General features: G+C 60.8%; 20 protein-coding genes. 10 read left to right on the forward strand and 10 right to left on the reverse strand.

From position 1 onward, the window contains the following. The first annotated feature begins 2 nt into the window (after positions 1–2). The 5 genes from AC3WJU_RS04120 (at position 3) to AC3WJU_RS04140 (ending at position 6991) form a co-directional block, all read left to right on the forward strand. A complete protein-coding gene (locus AC3WJU_RS04120) occupies positions 3–764 on the forward strand; it encodes an AlbA family DNA-binding domain-containing protein (protein ID WP_492259200.1) in 762 nt (253 codons plus the stop codon). Between the two features lie 343 nt (positions 765–1107). Further along, a complete protein-coding gene (locus AC3WJU_RS04125; RefSeq protein ID WP_492259201.1) occupies positions 1108–3417 on the forward strand; it encodes an ATP-binding protein in 2310 nt (769 codons plus the stop codon). Further along, a complete protein-coding gene (locus tag AC3WJU_RS04130; protein WP_492259202.1) occupies positions 3417–5078 on the forward strand; it encodes a DEAD/DEAH box helicase family protein in 1662 nt (553 codons plus the stop codon). The genes AC3WJU_RS04125 and AC3WJU_RS04130 overlap by 1 nt, the downstream gene beginning before the upstream one ends. A gap of 3 nt (positions 5079–5081) precedes the next feature. Further along, positions 5082–5672 (forward strand): hypothetical protein, encoded by a 591-nt coding sequence (locus AC3WJU_RS04135; RefSeq protein WP_492259203.1) that lies wholly within the window; start codon positions 5082–5084, stop codon positions 5670–5672. Continuing rightward, a complete protein-coding gene (locus AC3WJU_RS04140; RefSeq protein ID WP_492259204.1) occupies positions 5672–6991 on the forward strand; it encodes a sigma factor-like helix-turn-helix DNA-binding protein in 1320 nt (439 codons plus the stop codon). Before AC3WJU_RS04135 ends, AC3WJU_RS04140 begins: the two co-directional genes overlap by 1 nt. Positions 6992–7258: 267 nt before the next feature. Here AC3WJU_RS04140 and AC3WJU_RS04145 read toward each other — a convergent pair whose 3' ends face one another. Continuing rightward, positions 7259–7912: a helicase associated domain-containing protein gene (locus AC3WJU_RS04145; RefSeq protein WP_492259205.1), complete on the reverse strand. Its 654-nt coding sequence runs from the start codon at positions 7910–7912 to the stop codon at positions 7259–7261. Positions 7913–8283: 371 nt separating this feature from the next. Here AC3WJU_RS04145 and AC3WJU_RS04150 point away from each other — a divergent pair, with 371 nt between their 5' ends. Continuing rightward, positions 8284–8688 (forward strand): very short patch repair endonuclease, encoded by a 405-nt coding sequence (locus AC3WJU_RS04150; RefSeq protein WP_492259206.1) that lies wholly within the window; start codon positions 8284–8286, stop codon positions 8686–8688. 42 nt (positions 8689–8730) lie between these two features. Here the strand turns inward: AC3WJU_RS04150 and AC3WJU_RS04155 are convergent, their stop codons facing one another. From AC3WJU_RS04155 to AC3WJU_RS04165, 3 genes are all read right to left on the reverse strand, one after another. Further along, a complete protein-coding gene (locus AC3WJU_RS04155) occupies positions 8731–9369 on the reverse strand; it encodes an Eco29kI family restriction endonuclease (RefSeq protein WP_492259207.1) in 639 nt (212 codons plus the stop codon). Beyond that, positions 9366–10604 carry a DNA cytosine methyltransferase gene (locus AC3WJU_RS04160; RefSeq protein WP_492259208.1) on the reverse strand — a complete coding sequence of 413 codons (1239 nt, stop codon included), beginning with the start codon at positions 10602–10604 and terminating at the stop codon, positions 9366–9368. Before AC3WJU_RS04160 ends, AC3WJU_RS04155 begins: the two co-directional genes overlap by 4 nt. 250 nt (positions 10605–10854) lie before the next feature. Further along, the gene (locus tag AC3WJU_RS04165; RefSeq protein ID WP_492259209.1) at positions 10855–11790 is read right to left on the reverse strand and encodes a 2-hydroxyacid dehydrogenase; all 936 of its coding nucleotides are present in this window, start codon (positions 11788–11790) and stop codon (positions 10855–10857) included. A gap of 218 nt (positions 11791–12008) precedes the next feature. Here AC3WJU_RS04165 and AC3WJU_RS04170 point away from each other — a divergent pair, with 218 nt between their 5' ends. Both AC3WJU_RS04170 and AC3WJU_RS04175 read left to right on the forward strand, forming a co-directional pair. Next, entirely contained in the window at positions 12009–12557 is a 549-nt protein-coding gene (locus tag AC3WJU_RS04170) for a hypothetical protein (RefSeq protein ID WP_492259210.1), read from the forward strand. A 128-nt stretch (positions 12558–12685) separates the two neighbouring features. Next, positions 12686–13660: an aldo/keto reductase gene (locus tag AC3WJU_RS04175; RefSeq protein ID WP_492259211.1), complete on the forward strand. Its 975-nt coding sequence runs from the start codon at positions 12686–12688 to the stop codon at positions 13658–13660. Between the two features lie 87 nt (positions 13661–13747). Here AC3WJU_RS04175 and AC3WJU_RS04180 read toward each other — a convergent pair whose 3' ends face one another. The 3 genes from AC3WJU_RS04180 to AC3WJU_RS04190 all read right to left on the reverse strand — a co-directional run bounded on the left by AC3WJU_RS04180 (position 13748) and on the right by AC3WJU_RS04190 (position 16659). Next, positions 13748–14854: an ABC transporter substrate-binding protein gene (locus AC3WJU_RS04180; protein WP_345447790.1), complete on the reverse strand. Its 1107-nt coding sequence runs from the start codon at positions 14852–14854 to the stop codon at positions 13748–13750. Between the two features lie 66 nt (positions 14855–14920). Further along, positions 14921–15718, reverse strand: a complete 798-nt coding sequence (locus AC3WJU_RS04185) for an ABC transporter permease (protein ID WP_492259212.1) — start codon at positions 15716–15718, stop codon at positions 14921–14923. Positions 15719–15801: 83 nt separating this feature from the next. Further along, complete coding sequence (locus AC3WJU_RS04190; RefSeq protein WP_306962292.1) at positions 15802–16659, reverse strand: ABC transporter ATP-binding protein; 858 nt, start codon at positions 16657–16659, stop codon at positions 15802–15804. A gap of 215 nt (positions 16660–16874) precedes the next feature. Between AC3WJU_RS04190 and AC3WJU_RS04195 the strand changes: the two genes are divergently transcribed. Then, the gene (locus AC3WJU_RS04195) at positions 16875–17540 is read left to right on the forward strand and encodes a response regulator (protein ID WP_492259213.1); all 666 of its coding nucleotides are present in this window, start codon (positions 16875–16877) and stop codon (positions 17538–17540) included. 37 nt (positions 17541–17577) lie between these two features. Here the strand turns inward: AC3WJU_RS04195 and AC3WJU_RS04200 are convergent, their stop codons facing one another. Both AC3WJU_RS04200 and AC3WJU_RS04205 read right to left on the reverse strand, forming a co-directional pair. After that, the gene (locus AC3WJU_RS04200; protein ID WP_492259214.1) at positions 17578–18141 is read right to left on the reverse strand and encodes a YceI family protein; all 564 of its coding nucleotides are present in this window, start codon (positions 18139–18141) and stop codon (positions 17578–17580) included. Positions 18142–18244: 103 nt separating this feature from the next. Continuing rightward, complete coding sequence (locus tag AC3WJU_RS04205; protein WP_492259215.1) at positions 18245–18784, reverse strand: flavodoxin domain-containing protein; 540 nt, start codon at positions 18782–18784, stop codon at positions 18245–18247. Between the two features lie 108 nt (positions 18785–18892). Between AC3WJU_RS04205 and AC3WJU_RS04210 the strand changes: the two genes are divergently transcribed. Further along, the gene (locus tag AC3WJU_RS04210) at positions 18893–20236 is read left to right on the forward strand and encodes a DUF2254 domain-containing protein (RefSeq protein WP_492259216.1); all 1344 of its coding nucleotides are present in this window, start codon (positions 18893–18895) and stop codon (positions 20234–20236) included. Between the two features lie 13 nt (positions 20237–20249). On the opposite strand, the gene AC3WJU_RS04215 is transcribed toward AC3WJU_RS04210, so the two are convergent. Further along, entirely contained in the window at positions 20250–21641 is a 1392-nt protein-coding gene (locus AC3WJU_RS04215) for an APC family permease (RefSeq protein WP_492259217.1), read from the reverse strand. Positions 21642–21738 lie beyond the last annotated feature (97 nt).

Here is a 21738-nt window from a genome sequence, read left to right on the forward strand (position 1 = left end):
CCATGGCCGTTGAAATTTCCTCCTCGTTGGCCGAGACCATCGCAAAGGCATTCGTTTCCGGCGTCGAGACTTCAATTCAGGCACTTTCCGAATTACTCGGCCTGGACGAAACAAGCAAGCTCGTTGCGGCACGTGGAGTCGCGAACTTTGTAGATCAGTTAAAGCTCGAACTTGTACCGAATCATCTCGAAGGCGAGTTTGGTACCACGCGCGTTTTACGTTCGGCAAGCTTCTCAGAAGATCCTGCGGGTCGTGTTCGCGACCTAATTAACTGTGGGGAGGGACCGTCAATAGAGTTCAAGAGTTCAATGCTCTGCTCGGTCCGGGACTGGAATAGGGATGGGAAACTGGTTGAATTCCCATCACTTCCTGGTGAGATCCTCAAGACGGTGTGCGCATTCCTCAACAGCGAAGGAGGTGATCTTCTAGTTGGCGTCGACGACGACGGAGTGACCTGCGACGGCTTGCGCCTAGATCTCGAACTCAAGAAGTGGAATCTGGATAAGTGGCAGCTTCATTTTCGCACTCTCATCGATGGTCGTTTTCACGACGGCGCTCAGATCCATTCGTACATACGGACGACTATGTTGGAGCTCGATTCGGAGAATGTGTTTCATGTCGCAGTCATGCCTCGCCAGACCCGGAGTTTCGTTAGGCGTGAGAAGAACCAGCCTTACGAATTCTTTATGCGTAACGGGCCACGAACTGACTCTCTAGATCTACCCTCGTTTTATTCTCATATGGTCTTGGCGTCCAAAAAGTAGTTTGGCATGCTGAGAATATCTCGGAAGAGGCGATTCTTCATCCTCTACGGAGCTGTCGATGAATGCCGCACCTGGATGACGGACCTGAGTTGGTCCGGTCGGCCGGATTCCAAGAATTCGATAATTCGCAATACGGATACAACTGCCAACGGCGGCGTAGTGATTGTCGGGACCGGGGCGGCCTGGGCCTGCTGATCAACAAGGAGCTGTTCGCTTCGGACCATCACGTGGGTCGAAGTACCGAAGCGAGGAAACTTGACCGATCCAGCCACTATGCTGGAGATCAAAATGTTGCTTTGGGGAAAGCGGACTCCACTGCGACTGCCTACGAAAGAAGTGGCTCGTGGACATTACACCTTCACCCCGGATTCTGCGCATGCTCGGGGAAATCGAGTTCGCAGAGTGGCAGTGCATAGCGGAACTCATTGACAATGCCTTCGATGATTTCACTGAAATCCTCAAATCAGGTATGGCTTGGCCAGGCGGTTTCAGAGTGAGTGTCGCCCTCCCGGATGTCAAGGGCCGGTTGGAGGATGCGGAAGTCATGATTCAGGATTCCGGGCGTGGGATGAGCCGAGCTTCCCTCGAAAATGCCGTTCGTGCGGGGTGGTCGAGCAATGACCGTTGGGACAAATTGGGGCTTTTCGGCATGGGGTTCAACGTAAGCACTGCACGGCTCGGTGGCCGTACGCAGGTTCTAACCACCCAAGCAGGGGATCCGGAATGGTCTGGTGTAGAAATAGATCTCGGAAAGATCAAGGAGGATTTTCAGGCCAAGGATCTGAGTGAGGCTAAAACTGATCTCAGTGAACACGGAACGAAGATCATCATCGGACAACTTAAAGCGCGGCATGCTCAATGGCTCCAACGTAACGCAAATCAACTCCGCGAGGTCCTCGGCCGCACATACAGCTGGATTCTTGAGTCCTCCCCCATCGAACTCTGGGTAGGCGGCGTACAGGTTCGTCCGCGCCGTGCCTGTGTCTGGGGAGAAGACCGTCACGTTTCCTATGGTGCCGGGAAAAATTCCGAGCAGATCCCGGCTGTCATCAACATAGATCAGACGTACAACGCCGCAGATGCGTGCGGTCAGTGCGGAAACTGGCAAGAGAGCGGCTATGACAGATGCCAGGAGTGTGCCTCTCCCATTCTGCAGACACGCGAACGGCGTATACACGGTTGGCTCGGGATTCAGCGTCATCTGGATAAGCGTGATTTCGGGGTCGACTTCCTTCGGAACGGCCGAAAGATACTTCAGTTCGATAAAAAGATATTCGACTGGACTGACCCCAATGATCCCGTCGCCGGAACCACCACCGAATACCCCGTGGAGCTGGCGCATCTAGGTGGCCGGATCGTGGGTGAGATCCATCTCGACCACGTTCCTGTTACTTACAGCAAAGATGCGTTCGAGTACAGCGAAAAAAGCTGGCGGGGAGCAATGGAGTACCTAAGGGGACAAGGACCGCTTCTGCCCAAATCTGCCGAACGTCTCGGCTATCCAAGGAATACGAGCCCGCTCGCCCGGCTCGTGGAAGGCTACCGGCGCGTCGATGCGGGTAGGCGGAATCTCGTACCCGGCGACGGCAAAGGTCCCATCCACGCCCAGACGCGCGAATGGGCGCGGTATTTTTGGGCTGGCGTGCCTGAGTATCAAACAGACGAGAAGTGGTGGGAGGCCGTCGAGAGCCACGAGAGTCGGAAGAACTCTGACAAGGTGGCAACCGCCACCGAAGGATCACCAGATCAAGCCGACGAGGACGCAGTTTTGGCGGCTCTCGGCGGGATAGCGGCCACCGCGCCAGAGGCGGCGGAGGCTGCAAAACCTGTTGTCCCGCCGGATGAAACCGTGCAGGAGCGACTAGATCGCCTCACCGTAAATTCCGTAAACGTTCCTGAGCTATCCCGCACGTTTGGGCTACCCGAACTGGGATCCTTGGACGTTGAAACCTTCATCTCCAAGGCCACTCCCTTGCTTGACGACTTGGGAAACCACACCCCGGTTTGGCTCAAACTCGGTGCCGGACGGGCAGCCAGGGCGTTTCTCGATCCCAAACACCCGCTTTTTGCCCGTTTTGGTGCCACGTATGCTGACGCACTACTCATGGAGGTGGCCCCTTTGATGAAGGTCCGCGCTGGGAGTACGCTAAGCCAGACCCAGATCATCGCTGAACTCCGCGCCGCTTGTCTGATAGATACGGCGATCGACTTTGCCACTATCAAGGGCCAGGCGTATGACCTCGTCCTTGAGATCCGGATGCTGGTCTCAAAACAGGTTGAGGACGAACCCCAGCGCGCGGTTCAGTATCTCACCCCCGACGAGCGCACGACTATCGAAAACGGCATCGTGAGCGAGGGCGGTCAATACACGTCCGACGTGTGGAAGGACGGAACGTTCCTCCTGTACGCGCCACCGCTCTACCTCGTTAAGCTCCTGGAGTCGTGGCCTGAAGCCTTCATGGACGGCAAGGTGTTCCGTGGGCCGTACTCTTCCCTGGCGTCACCCGCGACCCAGCGGTTGAGCGTTGCTAAGGTTGTTGGCTATCTCAACGATCTCGCCACTGTCTTGACCGCACAGACGACGCCTTCGGTGGCGCAGCTCCAGCGCATCCGGTGGAGTTGCGACCTGCTCTCCAATGAACTTTCCGGATAATGGCCGGCTTCCTTAGCCCCGAAGCGCTTCTGGCCCGGGGACCGGCTGGATTGACCCTTGCGGTGGAACGCGCGTTGTGGCATTTGGGGTTTTCGGACGTCCGGGTAATTGACGGTGCGAACGATCACGGAGCTGACATCCTTGCCGTAAGGGACCGGGCGCAGTGGGTTGTGCAATGCAAATGGTCTAGTCGGGGGCCTGTTGACCGAGCGGGCGTTGATGATATCGAACGCGCCCGGACACGATACGGGGCCGATCAGGCCGTCATCGCCACCAATACAAGCCTCAACAGGCCGGCTCTTGAGCGCCTTGCGGCCCTCGCGGGAGTCGGTATACGAACCTTCGTCTGGCACGGTGCGACCCTAAGCAAGATTTGGTCTGAAATGCCTGACCGAGTTCCCCAACGCTATGCGCTCCGCCCCTACCAGGAGGGCGCCGTCGAAGCCATCGAACGTGACCTGGTACGCGCGGGTCGCGCGCTCTTAATCCTCGCAACCGGCCTGGGCAAGACAGTCGTAGGAGGCGAGGTGATCCGCCGTCACCTCGAGGCAGATCCCAGCGCCAGAGTTCTGGTCGTTGCGCATATGAAGGAACTGGTCGATCAACTGGAGAAGGCCATCTGGGCACACCTGGACAAGAACACGCCCACTCAGGCTCTCCACAGTGACAGCAGGGCCCGCACCCTAGGCGGGGTAACCATCGCCACCGTGGACTCCGCCCTTACAGCTCTGAAGTCTGGATACAGGCCCAGTCTGATCATGGTCGACGAGACACATCACGTGGGTGAGGAGGGCATGTTTTCGGAGCTGCTAGACCTCTGCCCTGACTCCTTGCAATTCGGCGTTACGGCAACGCCATGGCGGGGTGACAAGTTCGACATAACGGACAGATTTGGTCCGTCATCCTATAGCCTTGGCATCGCCGAAGGCATGGTCCAGGGCTACTTGGCGAAAGTCGACTATCGGATGTATGTCGACAACCTCGACTGGGACTTCGTGAAATCCGCCAGCGAGCACGGGTATTCGCTGCGCGAGCTGAACCGCGCGTTGTTCCTTCCCCAACGGGACGAACAGATAATTGATGAGCTGCGCACCGCATGGCATCAGACCAGGCAGCCGAGGGCGATCCTGTTCTGCCAAACGATCGATCATGCTGAGCGCATCTCCCAGCTTCTCAAGACGGCTGACCCGGCTTGGCAAAATGCCGCCTACCTTCACAGCGGACTTCATCGACAAAAGCGCCAAATCCTGCTGAACGCGTTCCGGATGGGTCGCGTGCCGATTATTACCTGCGTTGATGTGTTCAACGAGGGCGTAGACGTCCCGGATGTCAATCTCATAGGATTTCTGCGAGTGACCCACAGCCGACGCATTTTTGTTCAACAACTGGGGAGGGGTCTCCGCCTGCGCGACGGCAAAGACTCCCTCCGGGTTCTGGACTTTGTCACAGATATCCGCCGTGTGGCCGCGACCCTGAATCTGAAGCGTTCACTAGAAACCCAAGAAACGGAGGAACTGGCCTTACCGGGTTCCTCTTCTGTAACTTTCAATGACACGACTGCTGGGTCTCTGTTGAGTTACTGGATAGAGGATGCCGCAAGCCTGGAGACCGCTTCCGATGAGGTTCAGCTGAACTTCCCTTCTCCGATAGGGCTTGACTGAACCATGGCGGGATTACTTCCAGAAAAGATCGAACTCGAGGTTGTGACCTACTTATTTGCTGACGCTGAGCGCCTGAAGTGGACGTACTTGACCCTCACTGAACGGTCGAGACAGTATAAGGAATGGTTGCAAGACCCACGCATCGGAGGGACTCTTGGCCGATTTATGGCCAGAGAGGAAGCCCGGGTATGGATCAAAGACGGCCCCATGAAGGAGTTTGCGCGAGCCGTCCATGGCCAGGGGAAGTACGCACATCTCTTAGCCGGACACGCACCGTCGCCGGAACTCATCGTTCGGAAGGCCCTCGGAGACGAATGGCGTGTAATCAGGGGAAGTCAGAAAATAAAACCGTTGCGGGTCGCTGCATACAGTGACGACGAGGAGATTATATTTGCGTGGGGTCCCGTACGCGACTTCAAGCATCTCGTCTGGGCCGCAGTGTCCGCGCTTGCGGAAGGCGAGACCCGGAGCTGGGCATTGTGCCTCACGGCTTCGTTCGTTAATCCCACCCCAAGGAACGTGCAGGCGCACAACATGCGGGTGGCTCAGCGCTGCGGACTGAAAGTAATACATCTCTCCCTGGCGGAGGGGTAATGGGCAGCGACGAAACTTCACAGGAGAACGTCGACCTCGTCGGCGCGATATGGCATGGCCTAGACACCCGTACCCGCAAGATCCTGGACCTTCGGTTGCTCGGCTTCACGCTCGACGAAATAGGACAGGATCTGAGCGTTACGCGCGAACGTGTGCGTCAGCTAGAAAAGAAAGGCAAGAACCTGTTGAAATCGGCGATTTCACTGGTTCTTCCAGCCCTCGCGACCGAGCTGGACCGATTGGCCGACGATGTAGGCGCCATGGATATCCTCAGAGCGCAAGATGCGGCTGAAACGGAGTGCTCACCCGGCATTGCTGTCTTTTTGCAGGCCATCGGGTATCAGCAATGCCAAGTGTGGGGCCGACGACTTCCGGAGTGGTGGGTGAAGGACCCCAGTGTCATTTTCAGTTCTCTTAGGGCGCTCATTCAGGGTGCCCCGTTCAAGGGCGACGAGCTCGCTGACCGTTGCTCATCGGCGATGATACCAACAGGCTTTCCTATTGAAGAGGCCCTGCTTGCACCCGGATCCGGCATTCTTCAAGACAAGAGCGGCGGGTGGATCCGCCGTTCTAGCAAGAGCGCGGACTCAGCTTATCTCTGGTTATCGGGACGGGTGGAGCCGGCCGAGGCGGAAGAAATCGCCGCCGCCATCGGCGCTGTTTCCCCCAGGGCTCTGTCGGAAGTAATGCGCAGAAATGATGCCCGTTTCACGCAGATCCGGCCAGAGGGAACATGGGCCCTCCGAGAATGGAACCACCTCACTGGCACAACCTACAGAGACGCTACGGAAGCCGTTATCGACATCCTCGAGGAGTTGGGTCCATTAACCATTCAGCAACTAACGGCAGAGACAATCCGCCGGTATCCCGTCACACCTTGGCGGGTAAACCAGTGCACATTCAGCTCAGACGTGGGGAAGACAGAAGACGGTCGGTATGATCTCATCAATCGCGGCGCCACGCCGATTATCCCGCAGGAGCCTGTCAAGCCCAGCTACATGGCTGAGTCGGGAAATACGATAGCGGTGAAACTTTCTGTCAACGCCGAGTTGTTGCGCGGCAGCGGAATTGGCGTCAACCTCTGGCTCACCTGGAAGCTGGGCCTTCATCATTATCCTTCTTACCTGGAGTTCGATGGAGTTATCCCTGTCACGGTTCGCCGCCTCTCGGGCGGACCGAGCATTTCGAGCTTGCGGACTTTTGCCCATGAATTCGGGCTGCTGGAGGGATGCGCCCTATTCGTCATCCTCGACACCAACATGATGGTCGTCAAACTTCGACATGGGTGTGCGGCCGGCTGTCCCAACGGCCTTCCTTAGGTCACCGGTCTTCTAAGTCAATCCCCCCCGAGCTGACCCCACCAGCGCCTGCCGGTACGACCTATGACCCCTCACCCCGGGATCTCGCGCTGTCGGTCTATCCGGACACGCCGCGCCAGTATAGGGTCGCGGTCCAATCAATTTGATCGTGCTGGCTGACATCCAAGGGCGGAGCACGGGGTCAGCGCCCTGGCGATCGGGCGGTTGCCCTCCCCCGCGGCACGACGCGTCCGCAACCAATTGCTACCGGCACCGTTTGTCCTGCATTCAGCATCGTCGAGGGGCGCGAGGCCGCCATGTATTCCACCCCGGTACGTGCTCGTCGAGGAGCTTGCGACGATCAGAGGAGAGCTGGCCGTTGATCTGCTTCTGCCGTTGCATATGAAGCCAGACCCCGAGCCTTCGTTCGGATTCATTCCCGGGCCTCTTAAAGTTCGGCAGGCGGTCTTCAGTTGCAACTATTTCTGCAAGCGCTTGAAGGTTTTGCTGCCAGACGACGTCGTCATGGATGGAACGCATAGGCTTTCGCCAAGACCCGACTCTGTCAAGGGCTGCTGTTCTCTCAGCGCTCAACCGTCCGGCAGCCGACGCGCTGCGCTGGGACCTGACCCATCTGGCCAGATTACGCTCGGCGGTATTGGCCCGGCTTGAGCGGGGAGCGGCATCATTTGTTTCTAGAAACTGGACAAATTCTTGAAATCTGGCGAGCCACTGAGGTGTAAGTGTGCTCTCCTCAGACTTGGCCGGAGCGTTACGGAGATGTTCAGCTTTCAGGGACGGGTCGGAACGAAATCTTCTTCGGACAGTCGCATCGACCAACGCCTCCATCACGTTGCAGAGCTCGGCAATCTTCGTCGTGCTTAGTCCCTTTCGGTACATAAGCTCCCACTCGTCGCTGCTCGCGTAGGAAGACTCGTTCATTATTTGGCTGCGAAGGCCGGGCAGCAGACGTTGTGGATGTGCGTCTCCAGGTCACTACGCTCGATCCAGCACACACCCCTGGCTCCGACCTGGAACGTTCTCAACTGGGCGGACTTGAATACACTGCGGAGGGGAACAGCACCCGTCGCGGGCTCCTGAGCGACCCGCCCCAAAGTAAGGAGGCGCTTTCCAGGCGTGGTTTTGTCATTCATGAGGTCACGCTATCAATTCATCGACTCTGTTGGCTGCGGATGACGTCACCCAATTTGCTTTGCAAAAGGCACTTTTCTCGAGGGCTACCGACTTTGGGTACCCGACGTTGGTACCCCAGCGACCTGTTTCACGCCACCACTGCGAGCCTAGGATGAACCATGACAGACTTCATGAGCGCTGAGCAACGGAGCGCACAAATGTCTAAAATTCGCTCCAAGAACACGAAACCTGAACTTCGGCTCAGGACGATGCTTCACGCCGAAGGATACCGGTACCGGCTTCATGAACGGAAACTCCCCGGACAACCCGATCTCGTTTTTCCGGGACGGAAGAAAGTCATCTTTGTAAATGGATGCTTCTGGCATGCTCATGCATGCCCAGCCGGGTTACGCCTGCCGAAATCCAACACCGAATTCTGGGACGAAAAGCGCCGCCGGACTCAGGAGCGTGACGCTATCCAGCTCCAGCAGCTGGAAACGATGGGGTGGGAAGTCATGGTCGTCTGGGAATGTCAGACCACCACGCCGGACATGTTGGAAGAAGTCAAAGCGTTTCTTGGCTAGCAAAGCTAGCCACCGCAGAGTGTTGTTCCGCATGGACCACTCTCAGCTTTCTCTGATTTCAACATCCTCGATGTCGTGACGCTGGCGCTGGTAAGTCTGTGCATCCCGTCGAATGTCATCCGCGCTCTCTTCACGCTCCGGGTACTTCTCTGCCCAGGGTCGTCCAGGGTGGAGGGTATCCCAGCGCGAGCGCTTTCCCCGTGACCTGCCGGCTCCTGGATCGTGGTTGCCGAAGCCGTCAACAAGGGTATTCCATATGGGCACCGAGCGCGCAATGAGAAGACTCTCACCAAGCGGAATCCAAATAGGCTCGACGACAAGCCAGCGCGCGACGAAATCGGTGATTTCTAGGTTTCCGGCAGATTCAACGCTCCTTGCGTGTTCTCTGAGCCGGACACTGAGTTGCTTTGTCTGTATGGATTTAGCGACAGCTACACCTTTGCGTCCGCCAGCAGGGACAGCTTTCCCAACGTATATTGGCTGCTTGAATTCGGAGTTCGCGTTCAGAGCTGAAATGCGGTCGTAGGCGTCGAAGCTTCCTGTGTAGTAGATCGCATATATACCTGCACCGACGAATTCTCGGACCGAGCCGAGCGGAACAGGGTCCGCTTCGAGCATGGCGCGAAGGACTGTCTCCCCTAGGTTGGTGACATCCAAGGGGTTAAAAGGTTCAATTGTCATGCGCTGTACCGAGCCTCATTCCTCAAGCCTCGTGCTTCGACGCGTGTCTTCGCTTCCGCACGGAAAGCTGCGAGGGCGAGATGTTCCGCTACGCTTCCGGCCACCTTCTGGGCGAGAAGCACTGGTACGGCATTGCCTAGTTGACGCATGGCCTCGCTCCAAGCGCCGTGCAGTTCGTAGCGATCAGGGAATGTTTGAATGCGAGCAGCTTCGCGGATGGAGAAGTAGCGAACACTCCCATCCACTTTGCGGAGCATATTCTCTCCGCCAGGAACGCCGTGCCCGCCTGCTTTGAGGGCTTTGGCAGGCAAGTCTATGTAGCTACCTGTATGACCAGGATAAATTCTTGCTCCGGGCTGTTGGAGGTGATTCAGGTGAGTCCCGCTGCGGACTCCTCGCGGCGCTGGAAGATCGACAAGAGCGTCTCGAACAGTGCGCCACGGGCGTGCTCCGATCTCTTCGGTACTCAAGTCTTTGAGTTTGAGAACCCTCTTTTTGAGTGAGTCAGACAGCTCTCCCCTCTGCTTTTTAGCCACCTTGTGGCGATCCCAGTACGATCCAGTGACCCACTGGGCATGGAGGAGAGCATCGAATGAGTGGGTAGGGGTGGGGAAGGACCATTCGGCTTCCTGATCGGATCTGAAGCCGACTATGAATACGCGATGGCGCTGCTGAGGTACACCGTAATCGGCGGCGTTCACTAGGGTCGGAACGACGTTGTACTGGAGGGCATCTCCATGCCCTGAAGTGTGAGCTGCCTGAAGGCGCTCATGGTGGTCCACCCAAGTCTCGCCGCCTCGACTCCCGAGCTCAGGGTATGTGAGTTGGAGTTGGATATACGAGAAGTAGTTCTGAAAAGCCGCCCGTGTGAGTCCTCGGACGTTCTCCAGAACGAGGGCACGGGGTCGAAGCTGTCGGATGACATCTATGGCTGCAGGGAACATATCTCGGTGATCGTCAGCGGCTCTTGCTTTGCCCCCCATGCTGAACGGTTGACAAGGTGGCCCCCCAGCAACGAGGTCGATGGGCGCCGTGATGTCCGACCAGTCGACCGAGCGAACGTCACTCTCTACGACATCCCAATCCTGCACCAGAGGGTACCCGCTCGACTGGTTTTCACGCATAGTGTCACAAGCCCATCGATCCCATTCGACGGTCCGGACGGATTTGAAGCCGGACAACTCGCAGCCAAGTGCTAGCCCCCCAGCCCCGGCAAACAATTCCACAGATCGCATGCCCTCAATGCTAGCCGTTGGCGAGAAGAGGCTCGTGCATCTGGGGCGATGTTGGGCACAGGATTGAGGCTGGGCCACTGCGATGAGACCTGATCTACTACCGACACTGGGTTGACAAGATCGTCGCGTTTGAGAACGTCGTCGGCTCCCGGATCGACCGCCCGAACTCGCTACCCCAACATTTCCAGCATCGACGCTTAAGTCCGAGGGCTACTTCGCCCAGCCATACCCGCGCCTGCCCCGCCGTCAGCTATCCAGTCACTGACTCCGTACCCAGCACCACGTTCACCGGCGCCTCCCCAGCCAGCAGCAACGAAATCTGCTTCTGGATCAGCCGGACCATCCGAGGGAACATTGCGGAGCTTGCCCCGCCCACATGGGGCGTGATCAGCACACCAGGCACCGTCCACAAAGGATGGTCGGCCGGCAGCGGCTCCGGGTCTGTCACATCCAAGGCGGCCCGAAGCCGTCCAGAAGACGTCTCCCGCAGCAAGGCTTCCGTGTCCACCACCGGACCCCGCGCCACGTTCACCAACAACGCGCCGTCCGGCATAGCCGCGAGGAACCGAGCATCCACCAGCCGGCGGGTGTGCTCGGAGAGAGGTACGCTGACCACCACAATTTCGTGCAGCGGCAACTGTTCATACAGGGCATCGATGCCGAGGATCCGTCCGTGGTCATCCTCGCGTTCTCGGCTTGCCATCCGCGTCACGTGCGTTTCGAACGGCAAGAGCCTGGCTTCAATGGCCTTCCCCACTCCCCCGTAGCCAAGCAGGAGAACCGTACGGTCCGCCAAACTTGGGCGCATGCCGTTGGCCCATGTTCCGGACGCCTGGTTTCTGACAAAGTCCGGAATCCCCCGCTGACTGGCGATCATCATCCCCATGGCGAGTTCCGCCGTCGACGTCTCATGGACCCCTGCCGCGTTGGCGAAAACGCAACCCGACGGCAAGACGTCGGCGACGCCGTCGTACCCTATCGATTGGCTCTGCACGAGATTGACCGTCACGCCATCCAGCGCCGCGAGCGCGTCTGGCCGGCCCATGTAGGGCGGCACGAGGAGATCGAAGCCGTCCGTCGGGGCGGGACCAGTCAAGTCCCACATCACGAACTCGACGTCGGCGGAAGGTTCCATGGCGTCCAGGAGTTTCTGGTCGGGCAGGCACACCCGGAGCCGGGCCTTCACCGCGCCACCATCAGATTGACCTTCGCAGCACGCAGCGCGGTTTCGCTCATTTGTCGTTTCCTGCTTCACTTTTGCCGGTCGATTTGGCCGGACGACATGTCGGGTTCCAACACCAATTTACTTTCCGCCGCGGTCCGCGGTCCGCGGCCCGTTTCGGACATCGGCACCCATGGGTCCATATCTGGGACAACGGGTGGGACCCGGGCCTATAGTGTGGCATGACCGGGAAGCAAGCGAGGATCAAGCGTCTGCTGACGATCGGCCTCGTAGTTTCGGGCTCGATCGTCCTCCTTGTGTTCGAGGGCGCAAAGCCCAGCTCGATTCCCACATTCGCTATCACTTTTGTGGCCACTTGGATCGTTTCGCTAGTGGTAGCCCGCGTAGTCAACCGGCTCAGGTTCAAACTGTGGCGACGGCGCGGGTGGACCGAAGTTTGGGTTCGTTCGCCAGAACCGTTGCCCGGCGGCCTGGCCGACGGCTGGGTGCGGGGCCTGCTCTCCGTCCGCGCACCGTTTGTTGACTTCGTGACAGATGAGTCTCGGGAAGGATCCTGGGTGAATCCTGCTACTTTCCTCGTGAATGGCCGAATCCCGGCGAACCGCAGGCACCTGGAGGTGTGGGATTTCGCGGCGGTCAACTTCGGCCCTGGTTTCCGAGTGGTTTCACTCCAGACCACACGCGGACCCATCGATGTCGCCGGGTATCCCGAAGCTCTCGACATACTCGATGCTGAACTGTTCGGCCAATCCGACGTTGCCAGTCGGTAGCTTCTCCGCTGTCCCTACCCCAACGTTGTCCCTCCTCTACTGACGTGCCTATAGTGGGCCTACCCGCACCCCTCCCTGAGCACCGTCCTGCCGTCCAGCACGTTCTGCCACCTACAGGAGAGAACCCCATGGAAAACCGCACGCTTGGTTCACTGACCGTTTCTGCCCTCGGCCTCGGCTGCATGGGCATGAGCGAGTTCTACGGCGAAGGGGACGACCGCGAATCCCTCGCCACCATCAACGCCTTCCTCGACGCCGGCGGCAGCCTCTTGGACACCGCCGACATGTACGGGCCCTTCACCAACGAAAAGCTCGTGGGAAAGGCCATCGCCGGCCGCCGTGACGACGCCGTTGTGGCCACGAAATTCGGAAACGAACGCCGCGAGGACGGATCCTTCCTGCGCGTCAACGGCAGGCCCGAATACGTCCACTCCGCCTGCGACGCCAGCCTGCAACGCCTCGGCGTCGACTACATCGACCTGTACTACCAGCACCGCGTGGACAAGACCGTACCCATCGAAGACACCGTCGGCGCCATGGCCGAACTTGTCCAGGCCGGAAAGGTCCGGCATCTGGGACTCTCGGAGGCAGCACCGGACACCATCCGCCGCGCCCACGCAGTCCATCCCATCACCGCGTTGCAGACTGAGTACTCCCTCTGGGAACGGGAACCCGAAACAAAGGTCTTCCCTGTGTTGGCCGAGCTGGGCATCGGATTCGTTCCGTACAGTCCCCTCGGCCGCGGGTTCCTGACGGGCCAATTGCGCAGCGAGGCGGACTTCGCCGAGAACGACTACCGCCGGCACTCCCCCAGGTTCCAAGGCGAGAACTTCACGCGCAACCTCGAGCTCGTGGACCGGGTGAAGGAACTCGCTGACCAAAAGCAATGCACCCCGGGGCAACTGGCCCTCGCATGGCTGCTGGCACAGGGCGAGCACATCGTCCCGATCCCCGGCACCAAGAAGCGCGAACGCCTGGCAGAAAACCTGGGGGCCACCGCCGTCGTACTCTCAGAAGAAGACCTGAAGCGCCTCGACCAGCTGGCCCCGGCAGGGTCCGCCGCGGGATCCCGCTACCCCAACATGGCGAGCATCGACACCTAAGCCCGAGCGTCCTCAAAGCAGCCAGAAACAAAACAATCGGCCTGCGTGGATTACCACGCAGGCCGATCGTCTGGGAGCTAGATGAGATTAGCCGTCGTTGCCGGCAGGGGTGCTGGTGGCGGTGTAGCCCTCCAGCTTGAGAGCGGCCTGGGCGTACTTCTGGGTGAAGGTGTCGGCGATGTTGACCTTGGAGGTGTCAACGCCGATGGTCTTCTCCTCGTCGAAGATCGTCTTGGGGCCACCTGCAGGCATGATGCCGTCCGGGAGGAACTGACCCTTGTCCTGGTTCAGCGCGGCGACGTACTGGTCCTTGGAGATGGTGCTGTTCTGGACGTAGGACTGGGGCAGCTTGTCCGCGATCTCCTGGGCGGAGTGGGTGCTGATCCAGTGCATCGTGTCCACCAGGGCGTTGACTACCTTCTGGGCTGCATCCTCGTGGGTCTTGACCCAGTCAGACTGGGCGAGAAGGCCGGCCGACGGCAAGGTGCCGCCAAGCGCTGCCTTGGCTCCGTCGGAGGTGGCGAGGTCGATCGCGGAAACGGCGAGGTTCTTGTTCTCGAGGGCGCCCACGGTCGGCTGGGTGGTCATGACGCAGTCAGCGGACCCGCGCTGGATCGCCGCGATTGCGGTTGCTCCGGCGCCGACGGCGATCGTGTGGTAATCGCTCTTCGCGAGGCCGGCCTTCGCAGCGATGAACTGGGTCAGCTCATCGGTTCCCGAGCCGAGGTCGGTAACGCCGACGGTCTTGCCCTTGAGGTCTGCGCCCGTCTTCACGTTTGCCTTGGGGTTGCACATGATGCGTTCGCCCGGTGCGCTCGAGAGCTGCACGAGGTTGATGACGTTCTTGCCCTTGGACTGGAAGTCGACAGTGTGGACGTACCACGCACCGGCCATGTCCACCTGCCCGGATGCCATGGCGTCTTCGGCGCCCACGCCACCCTGGGACTCGGTGGAAAGCTCCATCTTGACGCCGTACTTCTGGTAGAAGCCGAGCTGCTCTGCGAGCTGGTACGGCAGGTAGATCTGCTTGTCGATGCCGCCGACCATGAGTTTCACGGTGGGCATCGAGGCGGTGTCCGCGGCAGCACTGCCGCTTGCCGTGCTGTTGCTGCTTGCGGTGCTGGTGCCGCAAGCTGCGAGGCTCAGGGCGATCACTCCGGCAGCGCCGACGGCGTAGATCTTGTTCTTCATCATGGTTGTGCTTTTCCTTCTATTGTGAGGATTCGAGCGTTGGGTAAGTTGAATGGAAGACGGCGAGCGTCAGATCGCCTGTGCTTCAGAACGGTTTGGTGGACGCCACTTGAGGAGCGTGTGTTCTAGCAAGGCGATGAGGTACTCCGCGCCGAGCGTGATGACTGCGATGATCACCATGCAGGCGAAGACCGTGTTGGGATCGAAAGTTCCCTGTGCCTGGCTGATGATGAGGCCGATTCCCTGCTGGGCACCGAGCACTTCAGCAACAAGGGCGCCGATGATCGCGAAACCGAACGCCGTGTGCAAGCTGGCGATAATCCAGGTCATGGCCGAGGGAATGGTCACGTGGATCGCAACCTGAAGCGGGGATGCGCCCAGAACGCGGACGTTCCCGACCAGGTTCTGGTCCACTTCGCGGACGCCCTGGAAGGCGTTGAAGAAGACCACGAAGAACACCAGGACCGCTGCGAGGAGCACCTTCGGGAAGACGCCGAGGCCGAATGCCACGATGAAGATCGAGCCGAGCACGATTCTGGGGATCGAGTTCACAATCCGGATGTACGGGCCCACAACTTCGGACAGGTACTTGTTCGAGCCGAGGAGGATTCCGAGCACGACGCCGACCAGCGTTCCGAGCGCGAAGCCGTAGATGGCTTCCTGCATGGTGACCCAGAGGTTCTCCCAGATGGTGCCGAATGCCGTGCCCTTGGTGAAGAGATCCACCAGGCTGTTCCAGATTTCGGACGGCTGGCCGAAGAAGAACTTGTCCACCCAGCCGGCCGTGGTGAACCACTGCCAGCCGCCGATCACGATGACCGCGAGGATGGCGCGGCCGGCCCAAACCCACGTGGTGCGGCGGTTCATGGCACGCCGGGCGGAATTCTTAAGCTCACTCGCTTGTGCTTTTTCTTGCTCTTGCACGGGAGCACCCCTACTGATTGTGGTTGTCATGCTGCTACACCCGCCGATTGCTTGTAGGCGCGGGTAACTTCGTCCTTCAAGGACTCCCAGATTTGGCCCTGCAACTCCAGGAACCGCTCCTCGTGCCGGATCTTCTGGACATCTCCACGCGGCCTGGGCAGATCGATCTCGAAAACATCCTTGATGGTGCCGGGGCTGCTGGTCATGATGACCACCTTGTCCGCGAGCGCCACTGCCTCGTCGAGGTCGTGCGTGATGAAGAGGACAGAGGGGCGCAGTTCCTCCCAGAGCTGCAGCAGTTCGTTCTGCATGATGGCCTTGGTCTGCACGTCGAGTGCGCCGAACGGCTCATCCATCAAGAGGATCCGCGGGTTGTTGATCAGCGCCGCCGCCATGGCGACGCGCTTGCGCATACCGCCGGACAACTGGTGCGGGTAACGGTCCTCGAAGCCGGCCAGGCCCACGCGGCGCAGCCAATCCCTTGCGAGCAGCGTGGCTTCCTTCTTGGGGGTCCCGAGCAGGACCGGGCCGATCAACACGTTTCCGAGAACGGTCTTCCAGGGAAAGAGCGCGTCCGCTTGGAACATGTAGCTGACGCCGTTGGTGATGCCGTCAACGATCTGGTCGTGGACCTTCACCGAGCCGGCGCTTGGCCGTTCGAGTCCGGAAACTTGGGCCAGGGTGGTCGACTTGCCGCAGCCCGTGGGCCCGACGATCGCGCAGAACTCGCCGGGTTCGACCCTCAGCGTCACATCGCGGATGGCAGTGAATGTCTCGTTCTTGGGAGTGAGGTAACGCTTGGTCAACCCGACAATGTCGATGCCCGCGGCGTCCTCAGCCCTCTCGGGGGCCCCGGGCGGCCGGTTGGGGTGGATGGCATTCATTTGCTAAGACCTCTCTGTCTTACGGATCCCGTCCTTGGGAGTCCGACGAATTCGTGATGTGGATCACTGAAACTATGTAAAGCTTAGGAAGCGATCATCAGGCCCAGAAGTCTTCAGTAAGTTGTGCGCCTTAGCCGCAAAAGTGCACGTTTTGTGCGTTTTCTGCTGTCGCCTCACTACTGAGGAAATGCCCGCGAAAGGAGCCCACAACGTTGATGAGGACATTGGTGGTTGACGACGATTTCCGGGTTGCCGGAATCCACGCCGCCCGGGTGGCCAGGGTTGACGGTTTCGAATGCGTCGGTCAGGTGTACACCGCTGCGGCCGCGCGGGAGGCGATCGAGCGCCTCAACCCGGACCTGCTCTTGCTGGATGTACACCTGCCGGACGAGGACGGGATCGCGATGCTGCGATCCCTGCAGGCCGCCGGTACCGAGGTAGATTGCATCGTCATCACCGCGGCCCAGGACCTGGCCACCGTCAAGTCAGCGATGACAAGCGGCGCGGTCTACTACATGGTCAAGCCGTTCAGCTTTGACCGGCTCCGAACTCAGTTGGAGGCTTATCGGAATTGGCGGCAGGAGCTGGATTCCGCTTCAACTGCCGACCAGGCAACCATTGATAGCCTCTACAACGCGCGCTCTGCCGGGGTCAGGCCCGCGGCCCCGGCGCCTCGCCTGCAACCCACCATGCAAAAAGCGTTCGACGCCGTCCGCGCCGCGGGGGGTCCCATCAGCGCCGCTGAAATCGCCGGACAGCTCGGTGTCAGCCGCCCGACAGCGCAGCGCTACCTCAGTGTCCTGGAACAGAGAGGCCTTCTCGTTTTGGACCTCACGTATGGCGGCACCGGCCGCCCGCTCAACTCGTACACGGTGAGTTGAGCGGACGGCCGGCTACCTTGTGACTACTTGGTGCTGACTACTCGGCCGCGGCGGGCTCGGCCTGCTTCACGAGGGCAGCCTCGAGGTTGATCTTCACCTTGTCGCTCACCAGGAAACCGCCGGTCTCCAACGCTGCGTTCCACGTCAGCCCGAAGTCCTTGCGGCTGATCTCGGTTTCGGCGGAGAACCCGGCGCGGGTCGCGCCGAAAGGATCAACGGCGACGCCGGTGAACTCAACTTCCAGCTCCACCGGCTTGGTGATCCCCCGGATGGTGAGGTCGCCCGTGAGGGTGTAGTCCTCGCCGTCGCCCTCTACGCTGGTGGCCCGGAAGGTCATCTCCGGGAACTTCTCGACGTCGAAGAAGTCGGCGCCGCGGACGTGGCCGTCACGGTTGGCATCGCCGGAGTCGAAACTCGCGGTCTTGACGGTTGCGTGGAGGGACGCGTCGGCCAGGGACTCGCGCACGCGAGCCTCGGCGCTCGCTTCCGTGAAGCGGCCGCGGACCTTGCTGATGCCCGCGTGCCGGACACTGAAGCCGATCTCGCTGTGGGACATGTCCAGCAACCAGGTGCCTGAAGTCAAACCTGCGGGAAGAGTCATTTTTGGATCTCCTGATTCGAAAGAATTTCGCGTGGATCGATCCCTTCCACCCTTGTTGAGCCTCGGCATGAAGTCAAGGATTCTGGTGCGATCCGGCCGTTGCCTAAGCCACGTGTGTAGCCAATCCAGCCAGGAAGTCCTCGGTGAACCGCCTCACCCCGTCCCACTCGGTGTAGACGTAGTCGCGCGAGGTATCCGTGTCCAGGCTGCCCTTGTCGCGGGCGATCTTCTTCATCATGGCGCGTTTGAGGAAAACGTAATGGGTGTAGAGGAGGGCGCCGCTGAAGAGGCCCACGTGGGCCGGACGCCACCCCGTCTCAGCCTCGAACTTCTCCACATAACCCTCGGCGTTCACTTCATCGCCCTGGGCGGCAAGGCTGACCGAGAAGAAGGCGGAGGGAAGGCGCTGAAGCGCGGCCGTGTTCTTCCGGACAAAGTCCCGGACATAGCCCTCGTGCTTGCCCACATGGACGGACGCCCCCACCAGGACGGCGTCGTAACCGTCCGGCAAGGTATCCCCGGACTTCTTGATGTCCGCCGTCAGCACCTCGTGGCCATGGCCACGAGCGACGTCGGCAATATATTCAGCAATCTGGGCCGTCTGTCCTTCAACGGTCCCGTAAGCAATGTAGATGTTGGCCATATGCCAGTCTGTCCCGGCTCCGGGCGGCCGTTATAGGGTCCAAGGTCCTCCGGATATTCAACATGCCTCCCCTTGACTGGCGAGCACCGTCGGCAGAGAGTGTCACATGTGAGGCGTGATGCCGTTCGGGAGTATCTGGCGAGTGCCCTGTGGGCGATGCCGACCTGCGCCGTCGTCGTCGCGATCATCGCGGGCGCGGGCCTTTCCGCGGTGCAGCTCGACACTACGTCACCTTTCGCCGTCCTCCTCTTCCAAGGGACATCCGACGACGCGCGGAACCTGCTCATCGGGATCGCGAGCACCATGGTGACGGTCATCGCCGTCGTGCTCGGCCTCACTGTGGTGGCACTGCAGCTCGCGTCCACGCAGTTCAGCCCGCGGCTGCTGCGGAACTTCCTGCGCGACATACCCAACCAGGTAACCCTCAGCGCCTTCGTGGCCACATTCGCTTACAGCACGGCGGGCCTCTACACGGTAGGCATCGCCGCCGGACAGCGCACCCAGGACTACCCTCGCCTCGCCGTGAGCGGCGCACTCCTGCTGCTGTTCGTGAGCATGGTGATGCTTGTCTTCTTCGCCCACCATCTGTCCCACTCGATCCAGGTGGACCAAGTCATGAAGGGCGTTGAGAAGGCCACGCTGAAGGTGATCGCGCGGTCGTTCGTCCCTGGTAATCCCGGAATCCGCATGCCAGACCCGCCGCCCGGCGCCACCGCTTTGCTGGTGCCGCAGTCCGGATATGTCCAGGCATTCCATGCCGAGGCGTTCGTCGAAGTGCTCGCGAGCCGGGGCCTCACGGCCCTGATGGTGCCCATGATCGGCCGGCACGTCGTCGCGGGTTCCCCGCTCGCCTGGGTGTGGGAGACCACCGGCGAGCGCGTGCGTCCCCTAGCCCCCGACGGCGGCACTGAACTGCGCCGGGCGCTTGCCCAGAGCGTGCGGATCGGTTACGAGCGGACCCTCGAGCAGGACGTCGCCTTCGGGATCCGGCAACTCGCCGACGTCGCGTCCAAGGCGCTCTCGCCCGCCATCAACGATCCCTACACCGCGAACCAAGCGGTGGACCACCTCGGCTCGATCCTCGCCGCCCTCTCACTCCGGCAGCACGGGCCGCAGGCCGTGGCGGACGCGCAAGGCACGGTCAGGCTGCACGTCCCTGGCCGCGATTTCGCCTATCTCGTGGATCTGGCCCTCGGACAGGTGCGACGGTACGGCGCGAACGAGCCTCGCGTCGTCAGGGCCCTGTTGCGCGTGTGCCGTGAGCTCGTGTGGTTCGGCGACGCGACCCACCACGCCGTCGTGCGGCGCTACGTCGAGACCCTCATGAGCGACGTGACCCGGCTCGTGGCCCAGCCCGCCGATCGCGAACCCCTCCTCGCGGAGGGCGCGGCGCTGCTCCAAGCGTTCGACGTCGCGGACGGCACGAGCGACGCGGGCGACGTGGGCAGCTAGCTCGGTGCGGGCATCACTCGATTTCTGCTTCCGCGGCTACATTGCGGATGCCGCGGGGCCGTCCTGCTTTGGTCCAGAGCCGGTAGAGGAGGCCTGCGACGGCGAGGGCGGCGGCGAGGCTGACGATCGGGAAGCCGCGGGAGAGATTGGCGACCAGGGTGAAGGCCACAGCGAAGGCTCCGACGGTGTTGAGGATGACGGCTCCCGGCTGGCGGTCCCTCCGGGCCAAGAGTGCCATCGAAACCAGCCCGCCGAGGAAGCTGAGGAAGACCGCGACGGCGTAGAACAGGACAAGCTCCTGGTCGTCGCCGCCGGCGATGGCTGTCACTGCACCGGCCAGGACGATGAACACCGCCACGCCCCAATAGGGCGTGTGGTGGTGGTTGGTACGGCCTAGGGAGAGCGGAAGGACGCCGACGGTCTCACCGTGGGGGTTGATGTGGCGTGCCAGGGCTTTGAGCAAGCCCGGTCCCGCCTGGAAACCCGAGGAAGCGGCCGCGAGGAGCAGCAGGGCAGTGACGAGTTGGAAGGCGGCGAACACGGGCGCCGGGGCAGCGAGGCGGGCGAGTTCGGCGATCTGAGTGCTGTCCTTCGGCGGAATGCCGATGTGCAGCTGCGCGGCCTCCACGGCGAGGCCCAGCGTGATCGAGCCGACGATGCCGAGGGTCAGCCAGAGAGTGAGCTGCCCGAAGCGTCGCTTCCCGTCAGTGTCGAGCTGCCCGAGCTGGGCAACCGCCGAGGTCGCCGCTTCCACACCGGTGGCCATGGCCATGGCGACCGGGAACGCAAGCACCACGGCAAGGACCGGTGGATGCCCGGGAGCGCCAGCGATCGTACTGAGCGGTTTAGGTGCTGCGCCCAGGCCGTAGAGAAGGACGACAACGGAAACGACGATAAAGGCCATTGTCATCGCCGCGAAGACCAACCTGCCAAGGTGACCGAACCAGGTCGCCGCACCGACGAGGACCACCAAGCCGAGTCCGAGCAACAAACGCCAGGGAGCAAGGGCGGGGAAATAGGCGATCACCGCCGAGGACCCCGCCGAGACGCTGATCGCGATAGTGAGCAGGAAATCCACCACCAGCGCGCCGATCGGGATGAAGGACCAGCCGTCTCCGAAGGCCTCACCCACCGCGGCCGGCGCCCCGCCACCTCTCGGGTAGCGCGCGACGAGTTGCCGGTAGTTCACGATCACCAAGGCGACGATGGCTACCACCAGGACCATCGCCGGGACCAGCAACGCCAAATCCCCGTCCAGGGCGCGCAGGGCCGCTTCTATGGCGTACGCGACGGAGGAGACGGGGTCGGCCATCACCGCGAAGGCAAACGCCAAGAGCAGTGCGGTGCGGGAACGCAGGCCTCTTCCCAGTCCACCTCCTGGGGACGTTCCGCTCGGAATTTTCACTGGGACCTCCGGTTCCATGACAGCCTTATCGAGCTGCCGACCAGACTTCCCGGCTCACCTCCGAATGCCTCCCGCCCACAGCTAGGAGCGCGGGCGG

The organism is Arthrobacter sp. FW306-1B-F12A, from assembly GCF_058781865.1.